18 protein-coding genes are annotated in these 19057 nt (G+C 72.5%); all 18 read right to left on the bottom strand.

Features of this window, described 5'->3' with window-relative positions; genetic code table 11:
• Positions 1-76: 76 nt before the first annotated feature.
• The gene (locus ACZ8ZB_RS26660) at positions 77-1363 is read right to left on the bottom strand and encodes a DegT/DnrJ/EryC1/StrS family aminotransferase (protein WP_470740158.1); all 1287 of its coding nucleotides are present in this window, start codon (positions 1361-1363) and stop codon (positions 77-79) included.
• The gene (locus ACZ8ZB_RS26655; RefSeq protein WP_470740157.1) at positions 1360-1887 is read right to left on the bottom strand and encodes a P-loop NTPase family protein; all 528 of its coding nucleotides are present in this window, start codon (positions 1885-1887) and stop codon (positions 1360-1362) included. Before ACZ8ZB_RS26655 ends, ACZ8ZB_RS26660 begins: the two co-directional genes overlap by 4 nt.
• On the bottom strand, positions 1871-2854 hold the full coding sequence (locus tag ACZ8ZB_RS26650) for a phosphoenolpyruvate carboxykinase (ATP) (protein ID WP_470740156.1): 984 nt from the start codon (positions 2852-2854) through the stop codon (positions 1871-1873). The genes ACZ8ZB_RS26655 and ACZ8ZB_RS26650 overlap by 17 nt, the downstream gene beginning before the upstream one ends.
• Positions 2851-3885, bottom strand: a complete 1035-nt coding sequence (locus tag ACZ8ZB_RS26645; RefSeq protein ID WP_470740155.1) for a phosphotransferase enzyme family protein — start codon at positions 3883-3885, stop codon at positions 2851-2853. Before ACZ8ZB_RS26645 ends, ACZ8ZB_RS26650 begins: the two co-directional genes overlap by 4 nt.
• The gene (locus ACZ8ZB_RS26640) at positions 3878-4990 is read right to left on the bottom strand and encodes an inositol-3-phosphate synthase (protein ID WP_470740154.1); all 1113 of its coding nucleotides are present in this window, start codon (positions 4988-4990) and stop codon (positions 3878-3880) included. The genes ACZ8ZB_RS26645 and ACZ8ZB_RS26640 overlap by 8 nt, the downstream gene beginning before the upstream one ends.
• A 507-nt stretch (positions 4991-5497) precedes the next feature.
• Positions 5498-6280 (bottom strand): SDR family NAD(P)-dependent oxidoreductase, encoded by a 783-nt coding sequence (locus ACZ8ZB_RS26635; protein WP_470740153.1) that lies wholly within the window; start codon positions 6278-6280, stop codon positions 5498-5500.
• Positions 6281-6304: 24 nt separating this feature from the next.
• The gene (locus ACZ8ZB_RS26630) at positions 6305-6787 is read right to left on the bottom strand and encodes an NUDIX hydrolase (protein WP_470740152.1); all 483 of its coding nucleotides are present in this window, start codon (positions 6785-6787) and stop codon (positions 6305-6307) included.
• Positions 6784-7878, bottom strand: a complete 1095-nt coding sequence (locus ACZ8ZB_RS26625) for a hypothetical protein (RefSeq protein ID WP_470740151.1) — start codon at positions 7876-7878, stop codon at positions 6784-6786. Before ACZ8ZB_RS26625 ends, ACZ8ZB_RS26630 begins: the two co-directional genes overlap by 4 nt.
• Positions 7879-8789: 911 nt before the next feature.
• Positions 8790-9968, bottom strand: coding sequence for a 3-hydroxybenzoate 6-monooxygenase (locus ACZ8ZB_RS26620; protein ID WP_470740150.1), 1179 nt, complete (start codon positions 9966-9968; stop codon positions 8790-8792).
• Entirely contained in the window at positions 9965-10108 is a 144-nt protein-coding gene (locus ACZ8ZB_RS26615) for a hypothetical protein (RefSeq protein WP_470740149.1), read from the bottom strand. The genes ACZ8ZB_RS26620 and ACZ8ZB_RS26615 overlap by 4 nt, the downstream gene beginning before the upstream one ends.
• Before the next feature lie 41 nt (positions 10109-10149).
• A complete protein-coding gene (locus ACZ8ZB_RS26610) occupies positions 10150-10926 on the bottom strand; it encodes a 2,3-dihydro-2,3-dihydroxybenzoate dehydrogenase (protein WP_470740148.1) in 777 nt (258 codons plus the stop codon).
• 5 nt (positions 10927-10931) lie between these two features.
• On the bottom strand, positions 10932-12347 hold the full coding sequence (locus ACZ8ZB_RS26605) for an FAD-dependent oxidoreductase (protein ID WP_470740147.1): 1416 nt from the start codon (positions 12345-12347) through the stop codon (positions 10932-10934).
• Positions 12347-14230, bottom strand: coding sequence for a squalene--hopene cyclase (shc, locus tag ACZ8ZB_RS26600; protein WP_470740146.1), 1884 nt, complete (start codon positions 14228-14230; stop codon positions 12347-12349). Before shc ends, ACZ8ZB_RS26605 begins: the two co-directional genes overlap by 1 nt.
• Positions 14227-14655 (bottom strand): DUF2834 domain-containing protein, encoded by a 429-nt coding sequence (locus tag ACZ8ZB_RS26595; RefSeq protein WP_470740145.1) that lies wholly within the window; start codon positions 14653-14655, stop codon positions 14227-14229. Before ACZ8ZB_RS26595 ends, shc begins: the two co-directional genes overlap by 4 nt.
• The gene (locus tag ACZ8ZB_RS26590; protein ID WP_470740144.1) at positions 14642-16180 is read right to left on the bottom strand and encodes a flavin-containing monooxygenase; all 1539 of its coding nucleotides are present in this window, start codon (positions 16178-16180) and stop codon (positions 14642-14644) included. Before ACZ8ZB_RS26590 ends, ACZ8ZB_RS26595 begins: the two co-directional genes overlap by 14 nt.
• Entirely contained in the window at positions 16177-17070 is an 894-nt protein-coding gene (locus ACZ8ZB_RS26585; protein ID WP_470740143.1) for a 1,4-dihydroxy-2-naphthoate polyprenyltransferase, read from the bottom strand. Before ACZ8ZB_RS26585 ends, ACZ8ZB_RS26590 begins: the two co-directional genes overlap by 4 nt.
• Positions 17064-17774 carry a methyltransferase domain-containing protein gene (locus tag ACZ8ZB_RS26580; RefSeq protein WP_470740142.1) on the bottom strand — a complete coding sequence of 237 codons (711 nt, stop codon included), beginning with the start codon at positions 17772-17774 and terminating at the stop codon, positions 17064-17066. Before ACZ8ZB_RS26580 ends, ACZ8ZB_RS26585 begins: the two co-directional genes overlap by 7 nt.
• A gap of 12 nt (positions 17775-17786) precedes the next feature.
• Positions 17787-18761, bottom strand: a complete 975-nt coding sequence (locus tag ACZ8ZB_RS26575; RefSeq protein ID WP_470740141.1) for a polyprenyl synthetase family protein — start codon at positions 18759-18761, stop codon at positions 17787-17789.
• Positions 18762-19057 lie beyond the last annotated feature (296 nt).

The raw sequence follows: 19057 nt of genomic DNA, 5'->3' as shown, positions 1-19057 counted from the left end.
CGGAACGGTGGTGCGGTGCCGGCCCGGTACGCGACCGGGCGTACCGGGCCGGCGCGGGCTCCGGGAGGGGGAGCCGCTACGCGGCGAGGGCGCCGGCGGCGTGCCGGTCGCGCAGTTCCTCGGCGTGGGTGACGACCTTGCGGATGCCTTCGGCCCAGGCGTCCATCAGGTCGGGGCGCTCGTCGGAGTACGTGGGCAGCCGCAGCACGCGGGCGAGGTAGGCGTCGGCGCCCGGGAACTCGTCGCCCCGGTACACCCGGTAGGCGTTGTCCCCGGGGTGGTAGGTGCCGGGGTGCCAGGACGGGCTCCGGAAGGCGGCCTCGCGGTGCAGCGGAGGCGAGGTGGGGCGGGTCAGCGGGACGCCCTCGGCCCTGACGGCGGCCGTGAAGACGTCGACGGGCAGGCCGCCGAGCTCCTCGGCGACGTAGAGGGGCTGGTAGCTGACGTAGTGGGCGACGCGGTCGACGTGCCGCTGCCGCACCGGCGGGGTGATGCCGGGGATGTCGTCCAGGAGGGCGCCGAGCCGGCCGTAGTTCCGCTCGCGTCCGGTCAGCACGGTGTCGAGCCGGGCGAGGGCGCCCCGGGCGAGGGCCGCGCCGACCGGGTGGATGCGGTAGTTGAGGCCGAAGCCGGTCCGGCCGTAGGCGCCGTACTCGTCGCTGGTGACGTCCTCCTCGCCGCGGTCGATGCAGTGACCGAGCATCACCGCGCGCTCGTAGATCCTGCGGTCGTCGGTGACGAGAACGCCGCCCTCGCCCGCCGTGACCTGCTTCTTGGCCTGGAGGCTGAAGGCGGCGACATCACCGTGGCGGCCGACCGGCCGGCCCGAGCACTCCGCGCCGTGCGCCTGGGAACAGTCCTCGACGACCGCGAGGCCGTGTTCGCGGGCGAAGGCGGTGATGCGCTCCATGTCGGCGGGGAAGCCCATGAGGTGGGTGACCACGACGGCCTTCGTGCGCGGCGTGAGGTGGGCGGCGAGCCCGTCGGGGTCGAGGATCCCGGTGTCGGGATCCACGTCGGCGAGGACGGGGACGCCGTTGCAGGTGAAGACCGGCATGGCGGTGGCGAGGAAGGTGTAGGCCGGGGCGATGACCTCGTCGCCGGGGCGCAGGTCCAGGCCGAAGAAGGCCGAGTGCAGGGCGGAGGTGCCCGAGTTGACGGCGAGGGCGTGGGCGGCGCCGAGGCGCTCCCGGTAGCCGTTCTCCAGGGCCTGGACCTCGCCTTCGCTGCCGTTGTAGGTGATCTCGCCGCGGCGCAGCATCGCGGTGACCGCTCCGATGTCCTCCTCGGTGATGTCCGGCCACTTGGGCCGCTCGGCCGGGGTCAGCAGGGGCTCTCCGCCGAGGAGCGCGAGTCGTGTCATGCCCGTTCCTTACTGAGTAGTTCTCGGATGTCGTGCGGGGTCCGCAACCGCAGGCAGGGCACGGAGCGGGCCTGCATGCGGGCGAACAGGTCGGTGTTGGTGCGCCGGACCGCGGGGAACTCCCGGTGGGCCCAGAGCACGAGCTGCAGGGCGCTGCCGGGGCGTTCGCGGTTGCCGTTCCACAGCTCCTCCCGCGTGCGCAGCCGCCGTACGGTGCGACGCAGCAGCCGGGCCGTGGTGGCGCCGCGGGGCGGGTCGACCCAGACGACGGTGTCGGCGAGTTCCTCGAGGACCGGGTGGGCCGCGCCGTACTGCCCGTCGGCGATCCAGCCGTCGGTGCGGTCCAGGGCGGCGACGTCGGCGAGGAACTCGTCCTCGGGACGCCGCTGCCAGCCCGGCGCCCAGAACATGGCGTCCAGCTCGTAGTGGGGCAGGCCCCGGGCCTCGGCGAGGGCGCGGGCGACGGTGCTCTTGCCCGCGCCCGAGGGGCCGACCACCCACACCCGGTTACCGGTCGTGCTCACGTGCTCCGCCCTTCTTCCCTCGCGGGGGTGGTACGGGGATGTCTCCGTCCAGGAGCCGGGTCAGCGCGGCGGTTCCGTCGTGCAGGGCGGAGAAGTCCTGTCGGAGTTCGACGCCGGGCACCTGTGCCGCCAGGCGGGCGAGGAGGTCCTGCCGGACCGCCGGCGGGACGGGGCCGAAGAACGGCAGCAGGAAGTCGGCGTGCTTGACCGCGGTGGGCAGTTCGTTGGCCGTGAGCCGGGCCAGGGTCTCCTCCGGGCGGAGGGGCACGACACCGGGTTCGGGGTGGAACCGGGGGAAGACCAGGACCCTGACCGGCGCCTCGGCCAGCAGCGGGGGGCCGCCCACGAGGCCGCGCAGTTCCGCCGGGTGGAGCAGGCGGTCGGTGTCGCCGGACAGTCCGACGGCGGCGAAGGTGTCGCCGCGCACGGAGACCCGGCGGGGCCAGCCCCGTCCGGTCCAGCCGCCGGCGTCCGTGCGGACGGAGACGTCGTCGTTGCCGACGAAGTGGAGCCCGTGACGCAGGGCGGACAGGACGGTGGAGGTCTTCCCCGCTCGTTTCGCGCCCACCACGAGCGCGCCGTGCCTGTCGTCCCGGGCGACCAGCCCGGCGTGCAGGAAGACCTCCGGTTCCTCCGTGTGCATCAGCCGCAGCAGGATGCGGGTGAACCGGACCAGGTTGTGCCGCAGGAAGGAGCGCGGCATCGTCGGGTCGAACAGCACCTCGCGGGCCGTCCCGTCGTACCAGAGCCGGGTGGGGGGCTCGGTGGCGCTGGTGATGACCACCTCTTCCCCCGCCGGCCGCTTGCGGTCCGCGGTCCCGATCCGCCAGCGGGCGTCGTCGGGGCCGCCGGGCCCGGTGGCGACCCGGACGTAGGGGCCGAGCAGCTCCCGGACGTACGCGGCCGAGTCGCGGCTCACGTCCAGCGCCACCGCGTGCCCCGGGGTGCGGCACACGTACCGCGTCATCGCGGAGTTCCCCGCGGAGCCGTGGCGATGACGTCGGAGAGGATGCCGCGGACCGCGCCGGCGCCCTCGGCCCGCCAGCCGAGGTACCACTCCAGGATGCCCGGGGCGCGCCGCGCGACCTGCCGGAGGTAGTCGGGCGACGGGACGAAGTTCAGCTCCAGCACCGGGATGAGGGAGCCGAGTTCGTCCGGTGTGAGCGGCTCGTGCGCCGTCGTGGCGGCGAGGACCGCCCGGGCCCGGTCCGGCAGGACCTGGAAGCCGCCGCGGGCCCTGCGGGGCAGGAACAGCAGCGCCCGTGCCACGTCGTAGACGCGGGAGCGCAGCTGCAGCGCGTCCCAGTCGAGGACGCAGGCCAGCTCCCCGCTGTCGGAGTACAGCAGGTTGGAGCCCGCGACCTCGCCGTGGGTGAGGACCTCGGGGAGGTCCTCGTACCCGGCGAGTTCGGTGCGGGCCCGGCGCAGCACCGCCGCGTAGGCGCGCCGGGCGCGGGCGCGCACGTCGGCGCTCACGTACGGGGCGGCTATCTCGTCGACCTCGTCCAGCGCCGCGTGCGGGGGCCGCTCGGTGGTGAGCCAGAACTCCAGGTTGCGGGTGGAGCTCCGGCCGTCCGCGGGCAGCCCGTCGACCGGGACGCGGTGCAGTGCCGCCAGGAAGGCGCCGGCCTGTTCGATGTCGCCCGGCCGGCCCGAGTCGAAGGGCCGGCCCTCCCGCCAGGGCCGCAGTTGCCAGACGGAGCCGTCGTGGACGGCCGAGCTGCCTCCCTGCGCCGTCGGCACGGGAGCCGCGACCGGGACACCGGCGGCGGTCAGCCGGGGCAGGACGGCGTGCTCGAAGGCCAGCCACTGCGGGGCGACGTCCCGCCCGAGCCGCTTGAGCGCGTACTCCCCCCGCGCGGCGGTCACGCGCCAGACGGCGTTGACGCTCTCCCGGTTCAGCGACCACGCCCGGTGGGCGCCGATGCCGTAGCTCCGGTCGAGGACGCGGGCCACGGCGGGGTCGCGATCGGGCAGCCAGGAGGCGGGGTCAGGCATTCCCGTCGACCGCCTGCAGCGCGTGGTGCTCGCCGGCCTTGCGCACGAAGGCCTGGAAATCGTGCAGTGCCTCGGACTCCTTGGCCCCCGTCCTCGGACTCTTGAACAGGAAGGCGCAGACGGGGTCGATGATGCCGACCATGCCCTGGCGGGAGGCGCTGTGCGCGGCGCGGACGGCGTTGGCCAGCACCGCGGCGGCATTGGGGCTGTCCTCGACCTCCAGGCGTAATTCCATGTGCACGGGGGCGCCGATGATGCTTTCGCCCTCGATGCGCAGGAAGCACACCTTGCGGTCGCCGAGGTGCTTGACGAAGCCGTTGGGGCCCGCGGCGACCTCGCGGGAGTCGATGCCGGCGTTGGCGAGGGCCTTGCGCTTGGAGACCTGCTTCGAGCGGGACCTGGCCGGGTCGGAGAGGTTCAGGAAGTCGGTGTTGCCGCCGACGTTGAGCTGGTAGTTGTCCTTGACCTCGACGCCGCGGCTCTGGAAGAGCTCGATCAGGGCGGTGTGCAGGGTGGTGGCACCGAGGTGGCTGCGCAGGTCGTCACCGAGGAGGGGGACGCCACGCTCGGCGAACAGGGCTGCCAGCACGGGGTCGTTGGCGACGGGCTCGGGGGTGGCGTTGACGAAGCCCGCGCCCGCCTCGGCGGCGGCCCTGGCGTACGTCTGGACAGCCTCGGTCGAGCCGGTGGGCAGCAGGCAGACCACGACGTCGGGTCGTGCGGCGGCCAAGGCGGCGGCCAGCGACTCCGGGGTCGCGACGGCGGTGGCGAGATGGGCGTCGACGGCGTCGCCGAGCGCGCCGTCGAGGCCGTCGAGCAGCGGGCCGGCCTGGACGGTGACGCCCAGGTGCGGCACGTCCACGTGGCGGACCGCGGCGGTGCGTCCGGCGTACACGGCCTCCGAGAGGTCCCGGCCCACCTTCAGGGCGTCGACGTCGAAGGCCGCGACGAACTCCACGTCGCCGAGACGGCGACCGCCGATGTACTCGTGCATCACGCCGTTGGAGGGGCCGGGCCGCTCCCGGTCCAGGACCACGGACTGCACGAAACTGGAGGCGCAGGAGCCGACGCCGGCCAGCGCGACCCTGATCACGTTGTTACTCAATGTATTCCTCCGGACGTATACCTGACGATCGACAGGAATCACTCGGCTTCGAGGCATCTCACTCGGGTTCGAGGCATCTCACTCGGCCGAGGATCGGTGCGAACAGTGGATCCGGTCCAGCGATGTCCGCCCGGTTGCGGAAAACGTATATCAGTGGACTCCACTTATCCAGCAGGTGAATCGAAAAAACCGCGAGGACATCTCTCCGTCATGCGCGACGCCGATATCCTCGGGCGCACTTCATCGCATATCGCGCCGAATTCGCGCGTCTTGCGCACGCTCCGGGAAAAGCGCAGGGAAAGGAGCCCAAAATGGGCACCACGGACCGCCCGTAAACCTCGGGTGAAAGACAGGGGAGATGTACGGCGGGTACGGGTTCACCAGATCATCGGCGCCGCATGAGCGGCGCCGGAGAAGAGAACGGGGCGGCGGCTCCTTTCCGGACGGAGCGGCCCCGCGTCACGATGTGCCGTCGTGCCGTGGAGGCCCTCGCACGGCACGACGGCATCACGTCACGGTGAGCCCGGCATCGACCATGAGGTTCTCACCGGTGATGAAACCGGCCTCCGAGGAGAGCAGGAAGGCGACGGCGGAGGCGATCTCCTCCGGGTCGGCGGTGCGGTGCAGCATGTGCCGGCCGCCGATGTCCGGACGGGCGTCCGCCTCCTCGCGCGACACTCCGTACTTCTCCTTGTAGCGGCGCGCGAGGTTGTCGCTCCAGACCGTTCCCGGGCTCACCGCGTTCACCCGGATCCCCGCCCCGGCCAGGTCGGCGGCCATACATCGGGTCATGCCGATGATGGCGGCCTTGGTGGCGCTGTAGGTGACGGACCGGGGTTGCGCGATGTGCGCGGAGATCGAGGAGACGTTGACGACGCTGCCGCCGCCGGCGGCCTCCATCAGGGGCGCGCTGTGCTTGACCATCAGGGCGTGGCCCATGATGTTGACGTCCGTGACGCGCCGCCACTCCTCCACGGTGGCCTCGATCCCGCGCGTGATGAACGCGGCGGCGCAGTTCACGAGGAGTTCGACACCGCCGAACGCGGTCCGTGCCGCCTCCACCGCGGCCACCACGTCGCTCTCGTCGGAGATGTCGCCGTGCGCGAAGCCGACGACGTGCTCACCGCCCGGGCGCCGTGCCAGTTCCACGACCGCGGACTTCCCGAACTCCTCGTCCGTGTCCATGATCATGACGCGGGCGCCCTCCTCGACGAGGCGCTCGGCCACCGCCCTGCCGATGCCCTGGGCGCCGCCGGTCACCAGGGCGGGCCGTCCTCGCAGTCCCTTCACGTGCTGGTCCCTCCGGTTCCGTGCTCAGCTGCCGACGACATCGGGCTCGGCGGGGGCGCCGTCGGTGAGCACGGCGCGCAGCCGGGGCGCCAGATCGGCGGGCACCAGCCGGTCCGTGGCGGCGTCCAGCTCGTCCAGCGTCCACCACCGGTGACCGGAGACCGTGTCGATCTCCCCCTGGCTGAAGCCGCTGGTGTCGACGGAGAAGTGGGAGACGCGGCAGAGGTAGAACCGCTCGCGGCAGTCGTAGGTGTTGCCGCCCCAGGAGGCGATGGCCTCCCGGTACCAGATCTGGGGGCCGATCTCGAACTCCGTGCGTCCGGTCTCCTCCTCGACCTCCCGGCGCAGGGCTTCCTCGGGTGACTCCCCTTCCTTGATGCCGCCGCCCACCGGGTACCAGAAGGTCTCGCCGTCGGCGTCGTCCACGCTGGAGAACAACAGGAGTCTGTCGTCCTCGTCCAGCAGCAGGGCCCGGGCGCTGTAACGGATCTGCGGGGTGGTCGTCATGAGGGGGCTCCTGTCTTCTCGGCACCGGCGCGCGGGGCGAGCCAGGCCGCCAGAACGTCGCTTCTGTAGGTGGCCGGTGTCCACGTGCCGCGCCGGGCGGGCACGGCGGCGGCCAGTTCGCCGAGCCGGCCCTTGATGTCACCGGCCGGTTCGGGGGTCGCGTCCGCGGACAGCCACCGGCCGCGGTACGCCGTGTCGGGTACGAGGACGTGCTCGGCCAGGGCGGTCACGGCCTCCCCCTCGGCGACCGGGCCGGACAGGGGCCGGGGGGCGCCGGTGTTCTCGAGCAGCACCAGCGTGTCGATCCGCGTGGAGGCCAGGAACTCGACACCGGCCAGACGCCGCATCTCCCCGTTGCTGAGCGAGATCTTGCCCTTGGGGTCCGGCCTGCGGACGGCCGCCTCACCGTGTCTGATCAGCTTGTCCTTCTCGCCGGGCTCGATGCCGAGACCGGCCGCCGCTTCCCGGGTGAGGCGGGTGGACAGCGGCAGACCGACCACGGCCCACTCCGGGCCGTCGGCCAGCAGCAGGCACCGGTCGGTGGCGACGCAGTGGCCGCCCGCCCGGGCGAGCTGGACGGAGGCCGAGGTCTTGCCGGCGCCGGAGGGACCGGCGAGGACCACCCCGGTGCCGTCGGACAGGACGGCCGCCGCGCCGTGCAGCATGAGCGCGCCGCGGCCGACGAAGTGCTCGCGCACCAGTTCCCGCATGGTGCGGGTGACGACGAGTCCCAGCTCGTGCTCGTGCGCGGCGACGATCTCCCAGGTGAGGAAGTCGGTGGTGATCAGGGCGTGCGAGAACTCGTGCCCCTCCTGCGAGACGAGGACGAACGCCCCGTCCTCGTCCCGGTGGCAGCCGTACCACCAGCCGGCGTAGGACTCACGCCGCTCGGTCACCGGTCTCGCGGTCAGCTCCGCGAGGCGCGACGGGGAGCTGACGGCTTCGACGTCGATCCGCGTGGCAGCCCGGTCCGGCTCCTCGCGGGCGAGAAGGTGCTGGCTGCTGACGTAGTCGAGGACCTCGGGGTCCTCGGCCCGGACCCGTAGCTCCAGGTCGTGCCAGGTCGTCCGGGTCTCGCGTGGTAATCCCAAGGTGAAACGCCTCCCTGACGCAGAAGAAGTGATCGTGCGGCACCGGCCTGCGGGTGCCCTATCTCCCCCGCGTACCGGAGCCGAAGGCGGTCACGACCGGTCCTCCCGCGGAGGGCGTCTCCGCAGGAGCCGCTTCGGTACAGGAGCGCGTTCTCTTCAGCATTCGGCGTCTTTCCGTTGCGTCTTTTCCGTTGCGTCTTTTTCCGTTGCGACAGACAGCGAACCTCGGCGGATATCCACTGAGATACTTGTCTCCATGCCGTGGCAGACCATCACCGCATAGCCGGATCACCTCCCGAAAGGCAGGGGAGAGGCCGGGCGGCGATTATCGGTTTTCAGTGAATGGACAAAGGTCGAACTGGCCGGTAAGTTACTGACCCGTTGGTCTGCGGGTCCGCTTGCCGACCCCGTGGGGTTTACGGACTGCGGGTGATCCTCTCAAACATCATTGAGAGTTTCAACGCTTCAGTTCCCTTTCGGCGAGGGCGAGCGGGGCGGCTTCTCGCACGAAGGACCACCGGCACACGGAATCGGCACCCTCACCCCTTCCGATAATGTGGCGCGAAATCGGCGCAGACTTGTCCGGTGTGGGCAGATTCCACCTCTTCCGGCCTCGGTCGGACGGTGCCGGGCCGGGTGCCGGAGCCGGCCGGTGGACGCCTGCCGTGGCACGGCTCCCGCCACTGGCCGGTTCTCGGGGGACCGTCGGACCCGTCTCCGTGAGGCGGCCGCCCGTGAGGGGGCTGCGGTACCGGACATGACGAAGGCCGCTTCCTGTGCGCCGCCCGCACGAGGGCCCGCGCGTCGGCCCGCCGATTCGGGAGCCCCGGCGCGCGGGTTCCGCGTGCGGACGGCGGCTCCCGGAGAGCGGAGGCCACGACCGCGCCGAACCGGTCGGGCCGCTCCGGCCCTCACCCGAAGTGCCGGGCCCCGTGCAGCCAGGCGACCTTCTCGTACAGGTCCTCCTCGGTGAGCGAACCCAGCATCACGTCGCGCTCACGGGCCCGCTCCCCCGCCGGGTGGTAGAGCCGCGTGCCCATGGCACGGGACAGGAGCTGGACGCGCGCGGTGCGCTCGCGCCGCGCGGCGTTGTACTCCCGCAGGCGGTGCGGCACCTGGTCGTCGGCCGCGTCCGCCAGGACGTCGCCGAGGACCACGGCGTCCTCCAGGGCCTGGCAGGCGCCCTGGGCCGCGTACTGCAGCATCGGGTGGGCTGCGTCGCCCATGAGCGCGGCCCTGCCGTCGGCCCAGGTCCCGACCGGGTCACGGTCGCACAGCACCCATTGGCGCCACTGGTCACCGAGTTCCAGGAGGCGGCGGGCGTCCCCGCCCGGGCCGGGGAAGCGGTCCAGCACGGCGGGGCGGGAGACGGGGCGGCCGGAGACCGGTTCGCGGGCGCGGTCGTCCAGGGTCGCCGCGAGGTTGAGGTACTCGCCGCCGCCGATGAGGTAGTGGACGACGTGCCAGTCGGGGCCCGCCCACAGGGTCACCGCGTTCTCGCGCAGCGCGGGCGGCACCCGCTCCACCGGGATCACCGAGCGGTAGATGGTGTGACCGCAGACCCGGGGCGCGCCGTCGCCCACGAGTTGGGCGCGGACCGCGGAGCGCAGGCCGTCGGCACCGATCAGGAGGCCGCCGGTGAAGGTGCGTCCGTCCTCGGTGGTCACGGTCACCCGCCCCGGGTCCTGGGTGTATCCGCGCACGGCGGCGCGGGTGACGAGGGCGATCGCCCGGTGCGACCGGCAGGCTGTCAGAAGCGGCGTGTGCAGGTCGCTGCGGTGGACGACCGCGTACGGGTTGCCGAAGCGTTTCCGGTAGCGGGCGGTGACGGACATGCTGATCAGCACCCGGCCCGACAGCCCGTCCATCAGGCGCAGTTCGTCGACGAAGACGGCGCGGCGCCGCACCTGCGGGCCCACGCCCAGGAGGTTCAGGGCGTGGAAGCCGTTGGGCCCGATCTGGATGCCCGCCCCGAGTTCGGCGAAGGTGTCCTCGCGCTCGAGGACGGTGACGCGGTGTCCCGTGCGGGCGAGGGAGAGGGCTGTGGCGAGGCCGCCGATGCCGCCGCCCGCCACCAGTGCGTGGGTCATGACGCCGCCCTGGCGCCCTGCCTCGGGGCAGGGGCGAGCAGCACGGCGCGGCGCGGGTCGGCCCGCCGGTCGGCGGCGGGGGCCGGCAGCTCGTCGGGGAGCGGCAGCGGGTACGGCGCGATGGGCGGGATCCCGGCCATGTCGGGGTCGGTCCTTTCGTACGGCCGCGGTGGGCGGCGGGTCACGTCGCGGCGCCGAGGGTCGCTCCGCCGTCGACGGTGAGCGTCTGCATCGTGACGTGCCCGGCCTCGTCCGAGAGCAGGTAGCCGACCGCGTGGGCGATGTCGCGCGGGTGGGCCACCTTGCCCAGGGGGATCCCCACCTTGTACGTGTCCGGGCTCCCGGCGACGCACACGGCGGCCGCGGTGCCGTCGGGGTGCATGCCGCGCAGCATGGGAGTGTCGGTGGAGCCGGGGGCCACGACGTTGCAGCGGATGTTGTGCCGGGCGACCTCCAGGCCCAGGCACTTGGTGTAGGCGGTGGCCGCGGCCTTGGACGCGGCGTAGGCGGCCATCCCCGTGCGGGCGGTGCCGACCGCGTTGGAGGTGACGGTCACCAGGGCTCCCCGGCCGCGCGGGATCATGCGGTGGACGACCGCGCGGGACATGAGGAAGACGCCCGTGCTGTTGACGGCGAAGGTGGCGTCCCAGTCCCGCTCGTCGACCCGGTGGGCCGCGCCGACGTGCAGCACCCCGGCGGTGTTCACCAGGGCTTCCACCGGGCCGATTTCGCGTTCGGCGTCGTCCACCAGGGCTTCGACGGCGGCGGACGAGGTGATGTCGGCCGGGCGGGCGTGGACGGCGAGTCCGTCGGCGGTCAGCTTCGACACCCGCTCGGTCAGCCGCCGCAGGTCGATGTCCACGGCGACGACCGTGTCCCCCCGTTCGGCCAGCAGCCGGGCGATCGCCACGCCGATGCCCCCGGCCGCCCCGGTCACCAGGACGGTTCTGGACATCATACGGATCACCTCCGCCGGCGGCGCCGGGTCAGGGTACGGACGGCCGCGGCGACCGGCAGGAGGGCCCGGCGCAGCGTGCGGGCGAGGGCCGGGCTGATGTCGCCGATGGGGTCGATCCGTACGGGTGCGAGATCGGGGAGGGCGGCCACGCGTACCGACTCGGCGGCGGTCAGGCCGGAGCGCACGGCGCCCTCCATGCCGGCCACGCCGGGCGGCGCGGCGCAGAAGTCGCCCGCGATGTGCAGGTTCTCCAGGGTGGTGGTGCTCAGGGGCCGGTAGCGGCCGAGACCGGGGCCGGGTGCGAAGAACGGGGCGGCGAAGTGCGGCTGGTAGCAGACGTGCTCGATGTCGTCCCAGGTCAAGTCCGGCAGGTAGGTGGCGAGTTCGTCCACCAGGATCTTGACGGCCTCGTCCTGCGGCAGGCCGGCGAGGCGGGAGACCCGGCCGACGACACAGTTGAGGACGGTGCGGTGATGCCCCTCGAAGGCCTGGCCGATGTCGAGGAGCGTGATGGCGTGCGGCGATCCGACCAGGCGGATGTGCTCGTCGGGCAGCCGCGGCAGGCGGCGGCGCAGGTAGAGGTGGAGCGCGCCGAGCGGACGCGAGGTCAACTCGTCCACGCCGTACGGTGGTCGGAGGGACCCGGTGATGCCGGTGCCGAGGGCGGACAGCCGTCCGTGCGGCACGGCGAGGACGACGTGGCCGGTGACGTCCTCGGTCGCCGTGGCGCCGTCGGCCGTGTTCCGCAGCGTCAGGCTCCCGACCCGGCCGGCGTCCACGGACACGCCGACGAGCTCCCGGCCGGTGCGCACCTCGACGCCGTCCGCCTCCAGACGCCGCCGAAAGGGCTCGATCAGCCACTGGTGGAGGTCGCCCCTGGGCATCAGGACCCGCCCCGGATGGCGGGCGAACGCGGCGATGCTGCCGCGGAATCCCGCCGCCGACACCGCGGGGCTCTCCGCCGCGCTGGAGGCGACGAAGAGGTGCTCGATGTCGGCGATCACCGCGTCGGTCAGGTACCACCTGCTGTGCAGGAAGTCGTGCAGGGATTCGTCGCGCGCCCCGTACTCCTGGGACAGGAGGTCGAGGACGCCGTAGCCGAACAGCAGCCGGTCCGCGGCGGGGGTCACCGCCGTGCGGAAGAGGGGGAACTCGCCCGGCAGCAGCTGGTGGAAGTGCCGGGTCGCCCGTAGATTGCCGCGCAGGCCGAGGTCGTCGAGGAGCCTCAGCGTGTTGCGGTACCAGGCCGGGAAGATGTGCACACCGTGGTCCTCGACCCTGCCGTCGATGACCTTCGAGCCCGCCATGCCGCCCAGTTCCTGGCCGGCCTCCAGCAGCCGTACCGGCAGGCCGAGTCCGCGCAGGGTCCAGGCCGCCGTCATCCCGGCGAGCCCGCCCCCCACCACGGTGACGGCGCCCATCACCGCTCCCGCGCGGCGAGGGCGGCCCGGTACGCCGACAGGGCCATCACCGGGTAGATGAGGCGCAGCAGGCTGTCGCGCCAGTACAGGCCGTCGTGGTGCACCACCCAGGTGTGCCAGGGTTCGGCCCAGTCGCCGTCGGGCTGTTGGGTGCGGGTCAGGAAGTCCACGCCCGCGCGCACCGGAGCGCTGTCGGCGTGGCCGGCCGCGACGAGGGCGAGCAGCGCCCAGGCCGTCTGGGAGGGGGTGCTCGCGCCCCGACCGATCCACTCGGGCCGGTGCAGGGCGCGGATGTCCTCGCCCCAGCCGCCGTCGTCCTGCTGGTGCGCGGTGATCCAGTCGCAGGCACGGGAGATCGCCGGGTCGTCGCCGGGGACGCCGCAGGCGGTCATGCCGGTGACGGCGGCACTGGTGCCGTGCAGGTGGAAGCAGGCCCACCAGCCGGGCCAGGAGCCGTCGGCGTGCTGGTTGCGGCGCAGCCAGTGGATGCCGCGCCGGGCGGCCGGGGTGTCCGCCCAGCCGTCGGCGCCGAGCGCCTCGAGGACGTGCCCGGTGATGTCGGCGGAGGGCGCTTCGAGGAAACCGATGGCCGCGAGCCTGTCGCGTCCGGGCAGTCGCCAGCGCAGCGGTTCGAAGGCCGCCCAGCCGCCGTCGTCGCCCTGCTGGGACAGCAGCCACCGGTGGGCGCGCTCACAGGCGGCGTCCACGGTGCGATCGCTGCCGCGCGGGTGGATCCGGCGCAGCGCGGTCATCGCCCAGGCGGTGTCGTCGGCGTCGGGGTTGGCGTTGTTGGTGAACTCGTACGGCCAGCCGCCCGCGACCGGGTCCGGGGTCAGCACCGCCCAGTCGCCCAGCTCGGTGACCTGGTTGTCGAGCAGCCAGCGCACCGCCGACTCGGTGGCCGCCTTCGCCTCGGGACCGCCGGCCATGACGTTCGCGGACAGCCCGAGGGCGGTGTCCATGACCACGGAGGTCCACATCTCGATGCGGCGCTGCCCGTCCTTGTGGACGACGTACCGGTCGAGGCCCGCCATCGCGGCCCGCAGGACCGGGTGGTCCTGGGGGCAGCCGACGGCGGTCAGACCCATGACGACGTTGGCGGTCTGCGGCCAGTTGCCGCCCCAGCTCCCGTCCGTCTCCTGGGTCTTCATCAGCCAGCGGGACGCCTTGCGGATCGCCCGGCGGCGCAGCGGGCCGACGGGGTGACGGCCGTAGAGGTGGCTGAGGGTGGTCGCGGCGCGCACCGCGAAGGAGCGCGGCAGGCGACGCCGGCCCGGCTCGGCGAACAGCTCCCGGATCCCGAATCCGGCCGGGACCACCGGGCGTTCGGCCATGAACAGGCTGTTGGCGACGACGATGCCGCGGGCCGCGGCCCCGAACTGGTAGATGTTCCCGGGGAACGAACTGGGCAGCAGGACGATCTCCGGCGGGACGAGCGGGATGTCCCGCCACGGCCACAGGCCGATCAGGGCCAGCCACGCCAGCATGATGAGGTTGTCGACGGACTCGATGCCGCCGGCCGCCCGGACGGAGGCGGCCGCGGCCCGCAGTTCGGGCTCGTCCGCCGCGTGTCCGGCCAGGCGCAGGGCCACGTAGCAGAACACGGACAGCAGCAGCTCGTCGGGCCCGCCGTGGTAGGAGGCCCAGCCGCCCGTCGGTGTCTGTCCGGCGAGGATGGTGCGGGCGGCGGCGGCCACATTCTCGTCCGCCGGCAGCCGCAGGTAGTGCCGGAGGACGACCTCGCCCGCCTCGCCGATCAGGCTGGTCTCGAAGTCGCCCTTCCAGTAGCCCGAGGGGTCCTGGCGGGCGCGCAGGGCGTCGGCGGCCAGGGCCAGGGAGCGCTCGGCGCTCGCCGCGGACCCGGTGGCCTCACTGGTCGTCATCGCTGCCTGCCTCTCGTCGGTGTGCGGTGGCCGGGCGCGGCGGCCTCGGTGCCGCGGCCGCGCGCGGCGGCGATCTTCAACTGGCGTACGTACATGAAGGCGCAGAAGCTCGCGACCAGGGCCAGGGCGGGCGCGCCGACGATGTACGCCCACACGTGTGCGATCCCGTGCCGCCGGCCCTCCGCGATCATGAACACGGCCAGCGCGGCCCAGACGAGGACCAGGTCGGCGTAGACGAACACGGTGGCCGCGTTGACCGTGGCGTCCCGCAGGAAGTTCGTGACGATGCCGAGCGGTCCGGCGTCGGATTCCCGCACCACGAAGGCCACGGCCTGGACGCCCATGACGAGGCCCCCGCCGAGCGCGAAGAGCCCGTAGGCCAGGCACAGGGTGCGGTCCTGGCCGCTCAGGTCACTCGGTGGCATGGCGGTGCCCTCCCTCGGGCCGGTCGAAGCGGTAGTCGTCGAGGTCGAAGTGACGGGCCCGCCAGGCTGCCTCGTACGTGGCGGCGGGGCGGACGGCCGGCGCGTCGCCGTACCGGTCGAAGTAGTAGCTGTTCGCGCCGCGGCAGCTGTCGTGCGCGAACACGGTGTTCGGCTGGCGTCGCAGCACCCGGCGGAAGGACCCGTCGTGCTTCTCGGGCCGGACGACGGCCTGGGTGGCGCCCCGGCGACGGGCCTCGGTGATCACCCGGAGGATGTGGGTGACCTGGTAGTCGATCATGCCGAACCAGGACCCGCCGGTGAAGGAGTAGGGCCCGACGATGAACCACAGGTTCGGGAAGCCCTTGACCGAGGTGCCCTCGTAGGTCTGGAAGCGTTCGGTGCGCCAGAACTCCGCCAGGTCGCGGCCGCCCAGTCCGTGCAGGGGGAAGGGCGGCAGGTTGTCCAGCACATGGAATCCGGTGGCGAGGATCAGCACGTCGAGCTTGTGCTCGTCGCCGTCGGCCGTGGTCACGCCGGCCTCGGTGACCCGGGTGACGGGTTCGGTGACGAGGCTGACGTTGTCGCGGGTGAACGCGCGCCAGTAGCCCTTGCCGAACGAGGGGCGCTTGCAGCCCAGGCGGTGGCGCGGGGTGAGCCGGGCCATCAGGTCGCGGTCGCCGCGGACCTGGCTGCGCAGGTACAGCCGGGAGACGGCCTCGCCCGCCTGGACCAGGAAGGGGAAACGCCGGTAGTGGATCATGGCGATGACGAAGCCGAGCTCGGTGACCGTGTCCGTGACCCGGCGGACGGTGCGCTGGGTCCAGGGCGCCGCCGCGAACACCTTGCGCACCGCGCGCGGTATCGGCACGTCGGGCTTCGGGAAGATCCAGTTGGGGGTGCGCTGGAAGACGTGCAGCCGGTCCGCCGACGGGGCGATCTCCGGGAGGAGCTGGATCGCGGAGGCGCCGGTGCCCAGGATGCCGACCCGCCGCCCGGCCAGCTCGACGGACGGGTCCCAGCGGGCGGTGTGCACGCAGTCGCCCGCGAAGCGGTGCAGGCCCTCGATGTCCGGCGTCTTCGGCCGGGTGAGCCATCCGGTGGCGCACACGACGAAGCGGCCGGTGACCGTGGTGCCGTCCGCGAGGTCGACCCGCCACAGGTGCGCCGCCTCGTCGTACACCGCCCGTTCGACCGTGGCCCCGAGCCGGATCCGCGCGCGCAGACCGTACTTGTCGACGCACCGGTCCGCGTACGCCTTGAGCTCCGCGCCCACCGGGAAGGCCCGCGACCACGACGGGTTCGGTTCGAAGGAGTACGAGTACGAGAAGGCGCTGATGTCCACCGCGACGCCCGGATAGCGGTTGGCGTGCCAGGAGCCGCCGACGTCCTCCTGCGCCTCGAGGAGGAGGAAGTCCTCGATCCCGGCGCGCCGCAGCCCGATCGCGGTGCCGATCCCGGAGAACCCGGCGCCGATGACGAGCACCTCGTGCCGCGGTGCGCTGCTCCCCCGCCCGCCCCCGTTCACAGCGCCACTCCGGTCGTGAGCAGCGCACCGAAGACGAGCAGCAGCACACAGGTGTGTTCGAGGACGGGGATCAGGTCACGGCCACGGGCGCCCGCCCGCACCCGGCGCACCGGCAGGACGGCGGCCGGCGCGGCGCCGAGGACGAGCAGGACCCACGGGCGGGCCGGGGCCAGCAGCAGCGCGCAGACGAAGGACGCGGCGATCAGGACCAGATAGTAGTGGCGGGTACGCCGGTCGCCGAGCCGGACCGCGACGGTGATCTTGCCCGCGGCGGTGTCGGTGGGGATGTCCCGCAGGTTGTTCGTGGTCAGCAGGGCGCAGGCGAGCAGCCCGATGGGCACGGACGCGCCGAGCGCGAGCAGCGGTATCCGCTCGAGCTGGATGTACGCGGTGGCGCACACGGCGATGACACCGTGGAAGACGAAGATGCTGATGTCGCCGAGCGACCGGTAGCCGTAGGGGCGTGCGCCTCCCGTGTAGAACCAGCCGCCCAGCGCGCACACCGCCGCGAGGGCGAGCAGCCACCACGAGACGGTGACGGCCAGGACGAGGGCGCTGAGCACGGCGACGCCGTACAGGGCGATTCCCGAGCGCAGCACACGACGGGGTGAGGCCTGTCCCGATCCGACCAGCCGGACGGGCCCCACACGCTGGTCGTCGACGCCGCGCACCCCGTCGCTGTAGTCGTTGAAGAAGTTGGTGCCGAGGACGAAGCCCAGGGCGAACAGCAGGGTGAGTGCGGCCCGCCGTCCGCTGAGGCCGCCGTGCGAGGCGGCGACGGCGCTGCCCACCGCGACCGGCGCGAGGGTGACCGGCAGCGTCTTGAGGCGGGCGCCCACGATCCACGCGCGCAGGGCGCCGACGGCCGGCTCCTGGGAGCGTGTCAGCATTTGCGTCCGACCCCCATGTACAGCACGCCGGTCGACCGGGTGGGAATCATGCGGACCTCCTCGCGTCGTTTGGCCAGGTAGCGCAGTCCGTCCCGGAGGTGGGGGCGCAGGCCGGTGAGTCGTAGGGCCACGCCGTGGGCGTGGGCGGTGACGACGAGCCGCCGCCGGTCGACGAAGAGCCGATGGTCGTGGGTGCCGCGGGGCGGTCTGCCGGGCAGGGGCAGGTTCTCGGCGACGCCGATGGCCAGCACGCGGGCGAGCACGGTGGCCGCGATGGTGTCGACGATCAGTGTCCCGCCGGGCCGCAGCACCCTGCAGGCCTCCTCGACCACGCGGAACGGGTCGGGTACGTGCTCGAGGCACTGCCCGGCCGTGACGACGTCGAACGACGCGTCGGCGAAGGGGAGCCGGCCGATGTCCGCCCGGACGACCGTGTCGAATCCGTGGCCGAGCGCCTCGCGCAGCGAGCGGGCCGACAGGTCGACCCCGACCACCTGGTATCCCTTGCCGGTCAGGTGCGGACCGAACAGCCCTCCCCCGCAGGCCACGTCGAGCAGGCACGCCCCCTCGCGCGCGGCGCGCGGCACGTGGGCGGCGCGCGCGCGGGCGATCCAGCCGAGCGGAGCGAGAGGCCCCCGCGGGTCCCACCAGGCATCGGCGAGTGAGTCGTAGTCGGTGATGAAGTCGTTGCGGATTCCCGGCACGAGCACCCTCCCTCACAGCGCCGTGGGCAGGACGTGAAGTGCCGGGTGCCGGGTCGCGAACACGTCGATGAGATCACGCAGGCATTGCCGTACCACGGGCGCTCTCCGCATGGTCGCCGGATGCGTTTCGACGGCGTGCAGTGCGTCCGCGATATACCGTTGCGCCAATTCGGCGGACCGGCCGATCGCTCCGCATTCCTGCACCGCGGCGACAATCCTGCGGCATTGTTCGTCGGAGATCGGAAGATCGTTCAGAAGCGGCAGCACCAGGTCGGGAACGTCTTTCACCGCATAGATCACCGGAAGGGTGTAGACGCCGTTCACAATGTCCTTGGCCTGCTGTTTTCCGGTTTCCTCGCTGCAGATGTCGAGAATGTCGTCCCAGATCTGGAACGCCATGCCGAGGTGGTGACCGAACCGTTCCAGCGCCGCCCGGGCGTCGTCCGACGCCTCCGACTGGAGTGCGCCCATGACCGCGGCCGTGCGCAGCAGGCACGCGGTCTTGCCCGAGACGGCGGCGAGGTAGTCCTCCTCCGTGCGCTGCGCGTCGTGCAGTTGGCTGGACTCCAGCATCTGCCCGACGCAGACGTCGATCAGCGCGTCGGCCATGGCCTGCACCCGCGTCGTGCCCAGGGAAGCGGCGACCTGCATGCAGCGCGCGAGGAGGTAGTCGCCGGCCAGCAGGGCGAGCGGGTCGCCGTACACGGCGTTCGTGCTGGGCCTGCCGCGCCGCAGCGCCGCGTCGTCGATCAGGTCGTCGTGGCAGAGCGTGGCGATGTGGAGCGTCTCCACGACGGCGGCCGCCTCGATGACGCGCCGTCGCCCGACGGCGTCCTGTTCGTCCTCCGGCAGGTCCTCCAGCAGGTAGGAGGAGAGCAGGACCAGCGTGGGCCTCAGCAGCCGGCCCGGCTTCTCCACGGTGTACCGGATCGGTTCCCTGATTCGGCTCTGCGGGGGAATCACCAATGACCTCAGCGATTCCCGCACCCGGACCAGGTCCTTCTGAAGGCGCTCCTGAACCCGGGATATTTCCTCGCGACTCGGATTCTGGTTCGGGTGCGCCGCCGGAACTGAAGTTCTCTTCATTCGCATGCCTTCCCCCGTGACCAGTCGAAGGTGACCCACAGGCTAGGGTCCGTCAACTCACCGACGCCAGAACGCAATTGATTAATTTCCGAAAGGAAGGGGAGTTTCCACCTCCATTCTCACTCATCGAATAGCGGAACCCGGCATTTCGTGGCGAAATCCCGGCCCGTCCGCACACACCGTGACCCGGCCCACAC

Source organism: Streptomyces sp. 12E (assembly GCF_055633275.1).
This window is presented reverse-complemented; position numbering and strand designations above follow the sequence as displayed.

What these genes read in the sequence shown, in the direction of transcription:
- ACZ8ZB_RS26660 (WP_470740158.1), bottom strand. Translation starts at nt 1,363, where the DNA reads ATGACACGACTCGCGCTCCTCGGCGGAGAGCCCCTGCTGACCCCGGCC.
- ACZ8ZB_RS26650 (WP_470740156.1), bottom strand. Translation starts at nt 2,854, where the DNA reads ATGACGCGGTACGTGTGCCGCACCCCGGGGCACGCGGTGGCGCTGGAC.
- ACZ8ZB_RS26645 (WP_470740155.1), bottom strand. Translation starts at nt 3,885, where the DNA reads ATGCCTGACCCCGCCTCCTGGCTGCCCGATCGCGACCCCGCCGTGGCC.
- ACZ8ZB_RS26630 (WP_470740152.1), bottom strand. Translation starts at nt 6,787, where the DNA reads ATGACGACCACCCCGCAGATCCGTTACAGCGCCCGGGCCCTGCTGCTG.
- ACZ8ZB_RS26620 (WP_470740150.1), bottom strand. Translation starts at nt 9,968, where the DNA reads ATGACCCACGCACTGGTGGCGGGCGGCGGCATCGGCGGCCTCGCCACA.
- ACZ8ZB_RS26615 (WP_470740149.1), bottom strand. Translation starts at nt 10,108, where the DNA reads ATGGCCGGGATCCCGCCCATCGCGCCGTACCCGCTGCCGCTCCCCGAC.
- ACZ8ZB_RS26610 (WP_470740148.1), bottom strand. Translation starts at nt 10,926, where the DNA reads ATGATGTCCAGAACCGTCCTGGTGACCGGGGCGGCCGGGGGCATCGGC.
- ACZ8ZB_RS26605 (WP_470740147.1), bottom strand. Translation starts at nt 12,347, where the DNA reads ATGGGCGCCGTCACCGTGGTGGGGGGCGGGCTCGCCGGGATGACGGCG.
- shc (WP_470740146.1), bottom strand. Translation starts at nt 14,230, where the DNA reads ATGACGACCAGTGAGGCCACCGGGTCCGCGGCGAGCGCCGAGCGCTCC.
- ACZ8ZB_RS26595 (WP_470740145.1), bottom strand. Translation starts at nt 14,655, where the DNA reads ATGCCACCGAGTGACCTGAGCGGCCAGGACCGCACCCTGTGCCTGGCC.
- ACZ8ZB_RS26585 (WP_470740143.1), bottom strand. Translation starts at nt 17,070, where the DNA reads ATGCTGACACGCTCCCAGGAGCCGGCCGTCGGCGCCCTGCGCGCGTGG.